The organism is Nonomuraea sp. NPDC005983 (assembly GCF_040614375.1).
Classification (GTDB): domain Bacteria; phylum Actinomycetota; class Actinomycetes; order Streptosporangiales; family Streptosporangiaceae; genus Nonomuraea.
This window is the reverse complement of the sequence record NZ_JBEXUP010000209.1, coordinates 1-12,274: the sequence shown is the minus strand read 5'-3', so window position 1 is coordinate 12,274 and position 12,274 is coordinate 1. Positions and strand designations below refer to the sequence as shown.

Here is a 12,274-nt window from a genome sequence, read left to right as displayed (position 1 = left end):
CCAGCTCCCGCCACGACACCCCGTCCCGGCGAGCCATCGCCACCAGCGCCGCCGTGGCGACGGCCGAGGTCAGGGGCGCGAGCCGCGGCGCGACCCGGTTGTTCAGCACGTTGGCCGCGGCCAGCACGGCGATCGAGGGAAGCAGCACTCCTGCAGGCTACGTCCGGCTCCGACGCCCCTCCGACAACCGCCTGCCGGCGGCGGCCTCAACGACCTCAGAGGAACAGCTTCTCGGCAGAGTCGACCGACAGCGCCCGCTGCAGCCACATCTCCAGCGTGTCGAGGTCCAGGCAACTCATGATCCGCTCCCGGTCACCGTCACCCACGGAGATCCCCCGATACTCCAGCACCCGCAGCACAGACTTGGCCTCACCTCTCGCCTCACCTCTCGCCTCACCGAGGGTCTCGCCCTTGGCGATCAGGCTCTGGGCGTACTCGCCCTGGTACAGGTAGGTCTCGGTGGCCATGAGCCGCTCCATCTCTCTTGCCAGCGGCGGCACCCGCAGATCGTGGAGGAGCGCAGCGCCGCCTCAACGACCTCAGAGGAACAGCTTCTCGGCAGAGTCGACCGACAGCGCCCGCTGCAGCCACATCTCCAGCGTGTCGAGATCCAGGCAACTCATGATCCGCTCCCGGTCACCGTCACCCACGAAGATCCCCCGATACTCCAGTACCCGCAGCACAGACTTGGCCTCACCTCTCGCCTCACCGAGGGTCTCGCCCTTGGCGATCAGGCTCTGGGCGTACTCGCCCTGGTACAGGTAGGTCTCGGTGGCCATGAGCCGCTCCATTTCCTTCTGCGCGTCGCCTGTAAGAGCCACGGTGACATATTCAGCGTACTGGCGGGCCTTGGCAGGGTCGATGCTGTCCAATGCCTCCGTAAGGGTGGCCAGGATGGCATTGATCTCCGGATGTTTGCTGTGGGTGATGGCCGAGATGGCCGACAGGCCGATGTTGCCCACGGCCTGGGCGACGTCGATGACGACGGGGGTGTTGTCGGGGCCGATCACCAGCGGAATCAGGACCAGCTCGGGGTGGCCGGTCCTGATGGCCTTCGCGGCCCACTTGGCCGTGGCCCGATCGGGGCAGATGACGACAAGGCACACCTCGCACTTGTCGCGGGCCCGGAGGTTCGCCAGATACGCGAGCCAGGTGAAATGCTTCTCGGGGTCCGGCTTGAGCTGGACTTCGGTGATGACCCCGAGTCGGGCTTCACCGTCGCCGTAGAGGATGGCGGCGTCGGCCCGGTAGACGGCTGGAACGCATTCGGACAGATCGCACGAGACGACGCGCGCCTGCGCCGTCAGGGAGATGGGCAGCTCGAACATGGTGCGCAGCATGTGGGCGGTCTGTTCGGTGTCGAGAGTGGTGATCCCGACCAGCCCCTCGTGAAGTGGCGTGACCATGACCGGGACATTACTCTACGCGATCTATCGGATACGGATAGTTTGCCGATCGCATATGGGCGGCGGAGTTTGCCGGGCCAAGACGGCGTTCGCGCTGATACGCGCGCATCGCCTCAGCGCGGGGCGCGCCGATGAGCCGGGACCCCCACGATGTTGGGACCGGGGCCCATCGGGGGCGGTCAGGTGGCGGCTGGGGTGCGCCAGCCTGCCGGGAAGCGGGTGCGGCGGCGTTCCGCCGGGGTCAGGCCGCCCCAGATGCCCTCGGCTTCACCGGCTCGCAACGCGTACGCGCGGCACTCGGCGAGAACCTGGCAGGTCGCGCAGACCGCCTTGGCGCGGGCTTCCTGGACGGGGCTGGGGGCGAGTGGGAAGAAGAGCTCAGGATCGCTGGACCTGCAGGCGCCCCCGCGCAGCCAGCCGATCTCTCCCAATGGCATACGTCAACGCTACGACCAGCTCATGATCGACCGCATCATCCTTTGGGCTGACACGCATGTACACCCTCAGTGGATGTCCCCGACGCAGCGAGCGCGCCCGCGCGTTTCAGCAGGCGCCGACGCTGTTGTTGTAGCCCGTGGCGAACGAGCGCTGGCGTTGCTGGGCGGTGCCGTGTGCGGCGGGGTTCAGCCAGTCGTCCGTGGGGTCTCCGGCGGCTTCGAGGTTGAGGAGGAGTTCGTCCTCGTCCCCTGGTTCGGCGCGGAGGGCGCCGGAGTTGATCAGGGCTGACAGCGTGCCGCCCGCGTAGCAGTCGGCCTGGAGCTCCTGTTGGACGTTCAGCTCGAAGCGGGATTCGAGCTGCGCCTGGACGGCGTGCCCCAGCTCATGGGGGACGATCAGGTAGACGGACCCGTCCCCCATCTCATTCCATAACGACTCCATCCAGTCTCGGTCGTAGGCGACGAAGTGCCCGAGCGGACAGTAGAAGGCGTTGTTCGGCACGGCACGCTCGTTACCGCACCTCGGCCCAGAATCCCCGGAATAGGGGATAAAAGCAGTGATAGGCCGATAAGTCAGCCCCTGCTGCTTGAACTGCTGCATCCAGAACTGCTCGGTGAGCTGCCGGGCCGTGATCACGTCGTCGTCGAAGCTGTCGGCTCCCCGGACGTCCCTGGAGGGAGCGCGGGTGAGCCCGCAGGCCGTCAGCAGGAGCAGGAGCGCGAGTACCAGCGCCAGGGGTCGGATCACGGGCTTCACACTTCCCACGTGTGGACGGGTTCATTCCCGTGCATACGCTCGATGTACTCCAGCGTCATGGCGCGCAGCGCCTCCTGCCGGTCGCCGCCGAGCGCGCGCACCTTGTCCACCTGCCACGTCGCCCCCGTACGGCCCGTCAGGCAGCGTCCTTCGACGACGCCGAGCAGGCGGTCGGCGACGGCCGTGTCCGCGCCCCACCTGGCGAGCCCCTCGTGCGCCATCGGCAGCAGCCGCCGCAGCACCAGCTCCGCCGCCGGCACCTCGCCGACGCCCGGCCAGTACAGGCGGGCGTCGAGGCCGTGCCGGGCGGCGGCGTTCAGGTTGTCCTCGGCGGCGGAGAAGGACATCTGACTCCAGATCGGACGTTCGGCGTGCGGCAGGACGGCCATCAGACCGTAGTAGAAGGCGGCGTTGGCCAGGATGTCCACCACCGACGGCCCCGCGGGCAGCACCCGGTTCTCCACCCGCAGGTGCGGGCTCCCGTCGGTCACCGCGTACACCGGACGGTTCCAGCGGTAGATCGTGCCGTTGTGCAGGGTCAGCTCGTGCAGGTGCGGGACGCGTCCCCGCTCCAGCTCCTCCCTGGGGTCCTCGTCCTCGCAGAGCGGCAGCAGCGCCGGGTAGTAACGGACGTTCTCCTCGAACAGGTCGAAGACCGTGGTGATCCACCGCTCGCCGAACCAGACGCGCGGCCGCACACCCTGGGCTTTCAGCTCGTCGGGACGGGTGTCGGTGGCCTGCTCGAACAGCGCGATCCTGGTCTCGCGGTGCAGCTCCCTGCCGAACAGGTAGGGCGAGTTGGCGGCGAGGGCCACCTGGGGTCCGGCGATGGCCTGGGCCGCGTTCCAGTGCGCGGCGAACTCCTCGGGACCGACCTGGAGGTGCAGCTGGACGCTGGTGCAGGCCGCCTCGGGGGTGATGCTGTCGGCGTGCGTGTCGAGGCGTTCGACGCCCTCGATCGACAGGTGGAGGTCCTCGCCGCGGGCGGCGAAGATCTGCTCGTTGAGCAGCCGGTAGCGGGGGTTGGCCGACAGGGTGCCCTCGACGACGTCCTGCTCGCGCAGCGTGGGCAGGACGCCGATCAGGACGAGGTGGCCGCCCTGTGAGCGGGCTCGGTCCTCCGCGTGGTTGAGCCGGGCCCTGACGTCGTTCTCCAGTCTGAGCGCGCCGTCACCGCCCAGCTCCTGCGGCTGGACGTTGATCTCGACGTTGAACTGGCCGAGTTCGGTGGCCCAGTCGGGGGCCGCGATGGCGGCGAGCACCTGGGCGTTGCGCATGGCGGGCCGGCCGTGCTCGTCCACGATGTTGAGCTCGATCTCCAGCCCAGCAACCGGACGGTCACGTTCGAAGCGCGACTCTCGGAGCATCTGGGCGAAAACATCCAGGCTTTGTCGCACCTTTTCCCGATATTTCCGGCGATCGTCCCTGCTGAACACGACGGCCGGCACGTCCCGTCCCATATCCGAAAATGTCGCACGTCAGGGACGGTTAGGCCAGAGCGTCACCCGCTCAGACCAGGCGGCGGGCCGTGGCCCAGCGCGACAGCTCGTGCCGGTTGGACAGCTGGAGCTTGCGCAGCACCGACGACACGTGCGTCTCGACCGTCTTGACCGAGATGAACAGCTCCTTGGCGATCTCCTTGTACGCGTAACCACGGGCGATCAGCCGGAGGACCTCCCGCTCGCGCTGGGTCAGCGAGTCGAGCTCGGGATCGATCGAGGGCGCCTCCGAGGACGCGAACGCGTCGAGGACGAACCCGGCCAGCCGCGGCGAGAAGACCGCGTCGCCCTCGGCCACCCGGCGGATCGCGTCTGTCAGCTCCTTGCCGCTGATGTTCTTGGTCACGTAGCCGCGGGCGCCGCCGCGGATCACGCCGATCACGTCCTCGGCCGCGTCGGAGACCGACAGCGCGAGGAAGCGCACCTGCGACCCGGCGCCGAGGACCCGACGCAGCACCTCCTGGCCGCCGCCTCCGGGCATGTGCACGTCGAGCAGGACCACGTCAGGCTGGAGCTCGGCGATGGCCTTGACCGCGGTCTCGACGTCCTCGGCCTCACCGACGACCTGGATCGACTCGCCCAGCTCGGCCCGGACGCCGGAGCGGAACAGCCGGTGATCATCGACGATCAGGACCCTGGTCATGACTTCTCCACCTTCATCGTCAACATCACCTCTGTGCCCTCACCCGGCTCGGTGCGCACCCTGGCGGCGCCGCCGTGGCGTTCCATTCTGCCGATGATGGACTCCCTGATGCCCATCCGGTCGAGCGGCACCGCATCCAGGTCGAACCCCTTGCCACGATCTTTCACGAAAATCGTCACTTCTTCACCCTCCACCTCCGCATAGACGGAAATGGACGAGCTTCCAGAGTATTTGGCCGCGTTGACCATCGCCTGCCGGGACGCCTTCAACGTGGCGGCGAGCTTGCCCGCCGGGTCGAGCGCGATGTCGCCCACGCAGACCACCTCGATCGGCACCCCGTGCGCGTCCTCCTCCTCGGCGGCGATCCTGCGCACGGCGGCGGCCAGCGTCGCGTCGGCGTCCTGGGCGGGCTGGTAGAGCCAGTTGCGCAGGTCGCGTTCCTGCGCGCGGGCCAGGCGGGCGACCTCGCGGGGGTCGTGCGCGACGCGCTGGATCAGCGTGAGGGTGTGCAGCACCGAGTCGTGCACCATCGCGGCCACCTCGGCCCGCTCCTCCTGCCTGATGCGCTCACGCCGTTCGAGCTGCAGTTCCTTCCACAGACCGGCGAGCCACGGCGCGGCGATGACCACGAGGCCGACGACCACGACCACCGTGAACATCAGCCCCTGGCTCACCTGCCCCAGGTCGAGCTCGCCCTGCCCGACCAGGAAGCCCACCGCGCCGATCACGACCATGGCCACGCCGAGCAGCGTGCGCACCCGGTTCCCCCGGATGCTCTTCGTCGCGCCGCTGACCCAGTTCCTGCGGCGGTCCGGGTCGGCCTGCTGCCAGAGGATGAGCGCGCCGATCCCGCCCACCGCGAACGGCAGCAGCCCGATGCCGCCCTTGGAGGCGCCGGTCAGCCAGCCGAAGGCCAGCAGCGCCATGCCGATGGCGCTGAAGGCGGCGAGCTGGCTCCAGTCACGCTGCGGCGGCTGCCCCTCGTACGGCCTGCGCGGCACGATCATCCAGAGCACCGCGTACGCCACGATGCCGACGCCGTCGACCACGCTGAGCAGCACGAAAGCCAGCCTGATCACCACCGGATCGAGCTTGAGCTGCGCCGCCAGCCCCTGGGCGACGCCGCCGAGCAGGCGCCCCTCCATGGGACGCGTCATCCGGCGGTAGGGCGTGTCGGGGCCTGGTTCGGCAAGAGTCTTCTGGTCAGCCATAACACCGTCATCGTCACACGTCGGGGACGAAATGGGCATCAGGGAACGACCCCCGGGTCGGGTCAGGGGTCTCCCGGATGCGGGCAACCGCCTCCCGGGTCCACGATGGACCCATGACAGAAGCGCCTCCGAAGCATCCGGCCGCACCGCCCGACGTGCTGCGACGCAGCAACGAGGGGCGCTTCCTCATGGGCGTGTGCGCCGGGCTCGGCCGCTACACCGGGCTCGACCCGGTGGTCTTCCGCGTGGGCTTCGGCGTGCTCCTGTTCGGCTCCGGCATCGGGCTGTTCGTGTACATCGCGGCTTTCCTGCTGATGAAGGAGCCGGACGGCAGGCCGGGCTACATCGAGCAGTGGACCAGGCGCGACTTCACCGGCGACACCGTGATGGCGCTGCTGACCGCGGTGCTCGCGTTCGGGCTCGTCGTCAACCTGGCGACGGTCTGGCTGGGGACGGGCACGCTGGTGGTCGGCGTGCTGCTGGCCGTGTCGCTGCTCGCCGCGCACGCCAACGGGGTCGACCTGCTCGCGCTGGTCCGTTCGATGCCCGAGCGGCTCAACCGCAGGCAGGCTCCGCAGCCGGTGGCGCCGCACAGACAGGACTTCTCCAGCTTCCCCGGCTCGCCGCAGCCCGCTTCCCCGGTCCGTCCCAGCCCGGTTCCCCGCCCGGAGCCGGCCCCCGCCCGCCGACCGGAACCCGCCGCGGAGCAGAGGCCGGCCGCGGAGCCGAGGCCGGTGCCGATGCCGGAACCGGCCGCGGAGCAGAAGCCGGAGCCGGAGCAGCCGGTGACCGCGGTCAACCCGGCCCTCGCTCCCGACGCCCCGCCGCTGGAGCGGCCGGCCGCCGAGACCGAACGGCCCGCCGGCGCGAGCGAGGCCCCGCCCTACCAGAACAGGCGCGAGGAGACGTACCGGGACAGGCGCGAGGAGACGCCTCGGGATCGGGGAGAGGCGTACGGCGAGACGTACGGAGAGCCGTACCAGGAGGCGCCGAGGTATCGGCCGCGGCCCAGGATCACGGCGGAGCACCCGGCCTACGGCGAGCCGTTCGCCCCGAAGGGCCCCTACCGGCCGCTGGACCCGCGCAGGCGGGAGGGCTACTCGCCCTACGACCCCACGCTGTACGGCAGGCCGACCGCCCCGCCCGTCCCCCGGCAGAAGCGTCCCAGGTCGTTCATCGGCGCCATCACCGTACTGCTGGCCACCATCATTGGAGTGATAGTCGTGGCGGTCCAAGCCAGGTCGGGCTCGGGTGTGAACCCGACCCTCGTCGGGGGCGCCGTGCTCGTCACGATCGGCGCGGGTCTGCTGGTCGCGGCCTGGTGGGGGCGCGGCGCGGGGCTGGTGGCCACGGGCACGGTCGTGGCCCTGCTGGTGGCCCTCGGGCTGACGGTCGGCGGGGTGCCGAGGAGGTTCGGCGAGTCGGTCTGGCATCCGACGTCCGCCGCGGAGGCGAGCCGAAGGTATGACGTGGGCGTCGGCGACGGCAGGCTGGATCTGTCAGAGCTCCAGCTCACGCCCGGGGCGAACCTGACCTTCAACGCGACGGTCTCGATCGGCGAGCTGACCGTGATCGTGCCTCCTTCGGCGAGGGTCGAGGTGCACGCGTCCAACAGGGTCGGCGACATCAAGGTGGACCAGTCGCTCAGGGGCGGCGTGGACGTCAGCTTCGACAAGGTGCTCGAACCGGAGACCCGGCCGGAGGGCAAGGTCCCCACCATCGTGCTCAATCTCAGGGGCGGGGTCGGCGACATGGAGGTGCGGCGTGCCGCGTGAGGTCGACAGGCCGCGCAGTGTCCACAGGACCGACTGGATGGCTTTTCTCAGCGGCGCGCTCTTCGTCGTGCTCGGCATCCTGATCCTGACCGGGGCGCTCAAAGACCCGCTGGTCCTGGTCGCGCTGGTGGTGGTCGGGCTGGGTTTCGCGGGGCTGGTGGCGATCGTGGCGCGGGTGATCCGGGGTAAGTAACTCTTGACCGGGGGAAACACGAGCGTAGCTTGGCAACTGTCCGCATTTCCCCTGCTTCTGAGGGAGGACGTATGCCTCGGATCGCTGTCACCGTCGACGGAGTCTCGTACGAGGAGGACGTCGAGCCGCGACTCCTTCTCGTCCATCTGCTGAGAGATCGGCTGGGCAAGACCGGCACCCCTGTGGGCTGCGACACCAGCAACTGCGGCGCCTGCACCGTGATGCTCGACGGCAAGAGCGTCAAGAGCTGTTCGGTCCTGGCCGTCCAGGCCGACGGCTGCGACATCGTCACCATCGAGGGCCTGGGCGCGAACGGCGTGATGCACCCGATGCAGCGGGCCTTCCACGAGGAGCACGCGCTGCAGTGCGGCTACTGCACGCCCGGCATGGTCATGGCCGCGATCGATCTGCTCAGAGACACCCCCGACCCGTCGGAGGAGGCGATCAGGCAGGGCCTGGAGGGGAACCTTTGCAGGTGCACGGGCTACTGCAACATCGTCCGCGCGGTGCGTAGGGGCGCCCAGGAGATGGGGCAGGCGGCGAGGTCGTCATGACCGAGGTGGGCAGGGCGCGCAGACGCAAGGAGGACGCCCGCCTGCTGACCGGGCGCACCCGGTGGACCGACAACCTGCAGCAGCCGGGCACCCTGCACGTGATGTTCCTGCGCAGCCCGATCGCGCACGCCAGGATCGCCCGGGTGGACGTGTCCGCGGCGCGGGGCCTGCCCGGCGTGGTGGCCGCGTTCGGCGGCCAGGACTTCGCCGAGGAGCAGGGCAGCCTGCCGTGCGCGTGGCCGGTGAGCGACGACATCGTCATCCCGGACCACCCGCCGATGGCGGTGTCGGAGGTGCGGTACGTGGGCGAGGCGGTCGCCTGCGTGGTCGCCACCGACCGCTACCGCGCGGCCGACGCCCTGGAGGCGATCGAGGTCGACTACGAGCCGCTGCCCGCCGTCCTCGACATGCACGACGCGCTGACCGAGGGCAGCCCGAAGGTGCACGACGCGGGCAACCAGGCGTTCTCCGTGAAGATCACGTCCGGCGACCTAGAGGGGGCCTTCCGCGACGCGCCCGTGGTGATCGACAGGACCTTCATCCAGCAGCGGCTGATCCCGAGCGCGATGGAGCCCCGGGCGGTCATGGCCGCGACCGACGGCGACACCTTCACGCTCTGGTCGTCCACGCAGATCCCGCACGTGCTGCGGGTGATGCTGGCGGTGGTGACCGGCATCCCCGAGCACAAGCTCCGGGTGATCGCGCCCGACGTGGGCGGCGGGTTCGGCTCGAAGCTGCAGGTCACCGCGGAAGAGGTGCTGTGCCTGCTGCTCACCCGCAGGCTCGGCAGGCCGGTCAAGTGGACGGAGTCGCGCTCCGAGGGCAACCTGACCGTGCATCACGGCCGCGACCAGATCCAGCACGTCAGGCTGGCGGCCGAGGCCGACGGGCGGATCCGCGGCCTCCAGGTGGACCTGCTGGCCGACATGGGCGCCTACCTGATGCTGGTCACGCCGGGCGTGCCGATGCTCGGCGCGTCGATGTTCAACGCCATCTACAAGATGGACGCCTACGAGTTCGCCTGCACGGGCGTGTTCACCACCAAGATGCCGACCGACGCCTACCGGGGCGCGGGCCGTCCCGAGGCGACGTACGCCATCGAGCGGATCATGGACGAGCTGGCGGCCGAGCTGGGCGTCGATCCGCTGGAGGTGCGGCGGCGCAACTGGATCAGGCACGAGGAGTTCCCCTACACCACGATCTCCGGGCTGACCTACGACTCGGGCAACTACGAGGCGGCGACGGACCGGGCGATCGCGCTGTTCGGCTACGACAAGCTGCGCGCCGAGCAGGCCGACCGGCGCGACAGGGGCGACGCGGTGCAGCTCGGCATCGGGGTGAGCACGTACACCGAGATGTGCGGGCTGGCTCCGTCCAGGCTGCTGGGCATGGCGAAGTACGGCGCGGGCGGCTGGGAGCACGGCTCGGTGCGGATGCTGCCCACCGGCAAGGTCGAGGTGATCACCGGCACCTCGCCGCACGGGCAGGGCCACGTGACGGCGTGGAGCCAGATCGCGGCCGACGCGCTGGGCGTGCCGTTCGAGGACGTCTCGGTGATCCACGGCGACACCGCGATCGCGCCCAAGGGCATGGACACCTACGGTTCGCGCTCGCTGGTCGTCGGCGGGGTCGCGGTGCTCAAGGCGTGCGAGAAGGTCCGCGACAAGGCCCGGACGCTGGCCGCGCACGTGCTGGAGTGCTCGCCGGACGACCTGGAGTTCGCCGAGGGCGCCTTCAAGGTGCGGGGCACCGAGGCGCAGCGGACCATCCAGGAGCTGGCCTACGCCGCGTTCACCGCGCACGACCTGCCCGACGGGGTGGAGCCGCGGCTGGACTCCGACGCCACGTTCGACCCCGACAACTACTCCTTCCCGCACGGCACCCACCTGTGCGCGGTGGAGGTCGACACCGAGACGGGCATGGCCAAGATCCGCTCCTACGTGGCGGTCGACGACGTGGGCAAGGTGGTCAACCCGCTGATCGTCGAGGGCCAGGTGCACGGCGGCATCGCCCAGGGGGTGGCGCAGGCGCTGTTCGAGGAGGCCGTCTACGACGCCGAGGGCAACCTGCTCACCGCCACCATGGCCGACTACCTGCTGCCGTCGGCGGCGGACCTGCCGACCTTCGTGACCGACAGGACCGAGACCCCCGCCACCAGCAACCCGCTCGGGGTCAAGGGCGTGGGCGAGGCGGGCACGATCGCCTCCACCCCGGCGGTCGTCAACGCCGTCGTGGACGCGTTGCGCCCGCACGGCATCCACGACGTCCAGATGCCGTGCACCCCCGAGCGCGTCTGGCGGGCACTGGAAGGAGCACGGCGATGATCCCGGCACAGTTCGACTACGTCCGCCCCGCCTCGCTCGCCGAGGCGTGCAGGGCGCTGGCCTCGGACGAGGACGCGAAGGTGCTCGCGGGCGGGCAGTCGCTGCTGCCGCTGCTGCGGCTGCGGCTGGCGTACCCGTCCGCGCTGGTGGACGTGGCCAGGCTGCCCGAGCTGGCCGGCGTGCACGACCGCGGCGACCACGTGTTCGTCGGCGCGATGGCGACGCACGACGAGGTGCTGCGGTCGGGCGTGGTCAACGCCGACTGCCCGCTGCTGTCGCTGGCCGTGGCCACCGTGGCCGACCCGGCGGTGCGGCACCGCGGCACGGTCGGCGGCTCGCTGGCGCACGCGGACCCGGCGGGCGACCTGCCCGCGGTGGTGCTGGCGCTGGACGGCGTCTTCGTGGCCCGGTCGGAGGAGGGCGAGCGGGAGATCCCGGCGGCCGAGTTCTTCGTCGACTACTGGGAGTCGGCGCTGCGTCCGGGCGAGATCCTGGTCGGGGTGAAGATCCCCAAGCTCGGCCCCGGCTGGGGCTTCCACTACGAGAAGTTCCACCGGACGGCGCAGTCCTGGGCGATCGTCGGGGTGGCGGCGGCGGTCAGGCGGTTCCGCCCGGCGCGATCCAACGGCGCGATCCAGGAGGCCAGGATCGGGCTGACCAACATGGGGGCGACACCGGTGCGGGCCCGGGCGGTGGAGGCCGCGCTGCGCGGCGTCGAGCTGGGCGAGCAGGTCAGGCAGGCGTGCGAGGAGGCGGACGACGGCACGACGCCGCCCGCCGACCTGCACGCCCAGCCCGACTATCGACGGCATCTGGCCAGGGTGCTGACCCATCGCGCGGTCCTCGCGGCCGCCGGATCTCCCTGACCCGGTCCGGGGCGCCCCTTCCTGGGCGCCCCGGAACCGACTTAGTGTCGTAGATATCGGGAAAAGGAGCGGATCGATGGCGATGCGGTTCGAGCACGAGTTCACAGTCCCGGTTCCGGTCGAGCAGGCCTGGGCGGTGCTGCTCGACGTCGAGCGGATCGCGCCCTGCCTGCCCGGGGCGACGATCGACCTCTTCGAGGGCGACGAGTTCACAGGCAGGATGAAGGTCAAGGTCGGGCCGATCACCGTCACCTACCGCGGCTCCGCCAGGTTCGAGGACGTCGACAAGGACGCGCACACGGTCACGATCGCGGCCGCGGGCAAGGAGTCCAGGGGGTCCGGCACGGCTTCGGCGACTGTCAGGGCGAAGCTGACGCCGGGCGACGGGTCGACGGCGGTCGCGGTGGAGACGTCGTTCACCGTGACGGGACGTCCCGCGCAGTTCGGGCGGGGGGTGATGGCCGAGGTCGGGGCGAAGCTGATCGACAGGTTCGCGGCCAACCTGGCCGAGTTGCTGGCCGAGCCGGCCCCGACGGCGGTGGTGACGCCCGCGCCGGCGCCCGCGGCGGTCGCCGCGCCCGTGGCGGAGCCCGTGCCCGCGGCGCCGTC

At 70.4% G+C, this 12,274-nt stretch carries 13 protein-coding genes; 6 read left to right on the top strand and 7 right to left on the bottom strand.

All coding sequences use genetic code 11. The features are described from left to right. Nucleotides 1–215: 215 nt before the first annotated feature. From ABZ297_RS43995 to ABZ297_RS43965, 7 genes are all read right to left on the bottom strand, one after another. Nucleotides 216–467, bottom strand: a complete 252-nt coding sequence (locus ABZ297_RS43995) for a hypothetical protein (RefSeq protein WP_355359596.1) — start codon at nucleotides 465–467, stop codon at nucleotides 216–218. Nucleotides 468–539: 72 nt separating this feature from the next. Further along, a complete protein-coding gene (locus tag ABZ297_RS43990) occupies nucleotides 540–1,340 on the bottom strand; it encodes a hypothetical protein (protein WP_355359593.1) in 801 nt (266 codons plus the stop codon). Nucleotides 1,341–1,585: 245 nt separating this feature from the next. Beyond that, a complete protein-coding gene (locus tag ABZ297_RS43985; protein ID WP_350803795.1) occupies nucleotides 1,586–1,843 on the bottom strand; it encodes a WhiB family transcriptional regulator in 258 nt (85 codons plus the stop codon). Nucleotides 1,844–1,949: 106 nt separating this feature from the next. Further along, a complete protein-coding gene (locus ABZ297_RS43980) occupies nucleotides 1,950–2,591 on the bottom strand; it encodes a neutral zinc metallopeptidase (RefSeq protein ID WP_355359590.1) in 642 nt (213 codons plus the stop codon). Nucleotides 2,592–2,596: 5 nt separating this feature from the next. Next, nucleotides 2,597–3,967, bottom strand: a complete 1,371-nt coding sequence (locus tag ABZ297_RS43975) for a glutamate--cysteine ligase (RefSeq protein ID WP_355359587.1) — start codon at nucleotides 3,965–3,967, stop codon at nucleotides 2,597–2,599. A gap of 142 nt (nucleotides 3,968–4,109) precedes the next feature. Next, nucleotides 4,110–4,742, bottom strand: coding sequence for a response regulator transcription factor (locus ABZ297_RS43970; RefSeq protein ID WP_350803799.1), 633 nt, complete (start codon nucleotides 4,740–4,742; stop codon nucleotides 4,110–4,112). Next, nucleotides 4,739–5,953 (bottom strand): PspC domain-containing protein, encoded by a 1,215-nt coding sequence (locus ABZ297_RS43965; protein ID WP_355359584.1) that lies wholly within the window; start codon nucleotides 5,951–5,953, stop codon nucleotides 4,739–4,741. Before ABZ297_RS43965 ends, ABZ297_RS43970 begins: the two co-directional genes overlap by 4 nt. A 113-nt stretch (nucleotides 5,954–6,066) precedes the next feature. Between ABZ297_RS43965 and ABZ297_RS43960 the strand changes: the two genes are divergently transcribed. The 6 genes from ABZ297_RS43960 to ABZ297_RS43935 form a co-directional block, all read left to right on the top strand. Continuing rightward, a complete protein-coding gene (locus ABZ297_RS43960; protein ID WP_355359581.1) occupies nucleotides 6,067–7,728 on the top strand; it encodes a PspC domain-containing protein in 1,662 nt (553 codons plus the stop codon). 37 nt (nucleotides 7,729–7,765) lie between these two features. Next, the gene (locus tag ABZ297_RS43955) at nucleotides 7,766–7,921 is read left to right on the top strand and encodes a hypothetical protein (protein ID WP_355359578.1); all 156 of its coding nucleotides are present in this window, start codon (nucleotides 7,766–7,768) and stop codon (nucleotides 7,919–7,921) included. A gap of 71 nt (nucleotides 7,922–7,992) precedes the next feature. Beyond that, on the top strand, nucleotides 7,993–8,475 hold the full coding sequence (locus ABZ297_RS43950; protein ID WP_355359575.1) for a (2Fe-2S)-binding protein: 483 nt from the start codon (nucleotides 7,993–7,995) through the stop codon (nucleotides 8,473–8,475). After that, entirely contained in the window at nucleotides 8,472–10,799 is a 2,328-nt protein-coding gene (locus tag ABZ297_RS43945) for a xanthine dehydrogenase family protein molybdopterin-binding subunit (RefSeq protein WP_355359572.1), read from the top strand. Before ABZ297_RS43950 ends, ABZ297_RS43945 begins: the two co-directional genes overlap by 4 nt. Then, nucleotides 10,796–11,665, top strand: coding sequence for a xanthine dehydrogenase family protein subunit M (locus ABZ297_RS43940; protein WP_355359569.1), 870 nt, complete (start codon nucleotides 10,796–10,798; stop codon nucleotides 11,663–11,665). Before ABZ297_RS43945 ends, ABZ297_RS43940 begins: the two co-directional genes overlap by 4 nt. A gap of 76 nt (nucleotides 11,666–11,741) precedes the next feature. Beyond that, on the top strand, nucleotides 11,742–12,274 hold a 533-nt coding region (locus ABZ297_RS43935), incomplete at its 3' end, for an SRPBCC family protein (RefSeq protein ID WP_355359566.1).

Bases quoted from the DNA above. Each gene is read 5' to 3' on its own strand.
- ABZ297_RS43995 (WP_355359596.1), bottom strand. From the start codon at position 467: ATGGCCACCGAGACCTACCTGTACCAGGGCGAGTACGCCCAGAGCCTG.
- ABZ297_RS43990 (WP_355359593.1), bottom strand. From the start codon at position 1,340: ATGCTGCGCACCATGTTCGAGCTGCCCATCTCCCTGACGGCGCAGGCG.
- ABZ297_RS43985 (WP_350803795.1), bottom strand. From the start codon at position 1,843: ATGCCATTGGGAGAGATCGGCTGGCTGCGCGGGGGCGCCTGCAGGTCC.
- ABZ297_RS43975 (WP_355359587.1), bottom strand. From the start codon at position 3,967: ATGCTCCGAGAGTCGCGCTTCGAACGTGACCGTCCGGTTGCTGGGCTG.
- ABZ297_RS43970 (WP_350803799.1), bottom strand. From the start codon at position 4,742: ATGACCAGGGTCCTGATCGTCGATGATCACCGGCTGTTCCGCTCCGGC.
- ABZ297_RS43965 (WP_355359584.1), bottom strand. From the start codon at position 5,953: ATGGCTGACCAGAAGACTCTTGCCGAACCAGGCCCCGACACGCCCTAC.
- ABZ297_RS43960 (WP_355359581.1), top strand. From the start codon at position 6,067: ATGACAGAAGCGCCTCCGAAGCATCCGGCCGCACCGCCCGACGTGCTG.
- ABZ297_RS43955 (WP_355359578.1), top strand. From the start codon at position 7,766: ATGGCTTTTCTCAGCGGCGCGCTCTTCGTCGTGCTCGGCATCCTGATC.
- ABZ297_RS43950 (WP_355359575.1), top strand. From the start codon at position 7,993: ATGCCTCGGATCGCTGTCACCGTCGACGGAGTCTCGTACGAGGAGGAC.
- ABZ297_RS43945 (WP_355359572.1), top strand. From the start codon at position 8,472: ATGACCGAGGTGGGCAGGGCGCGCAGACGCAAGGAGGACGCCCGCCTG.
- ABZ297_RS43940 (WP_355359569.1), top strand. From the start codon at position 10,796: ATGATCCCGGCACAGTTCGACTACGTCCGCCCCGCCTCGCTCGCCGAG.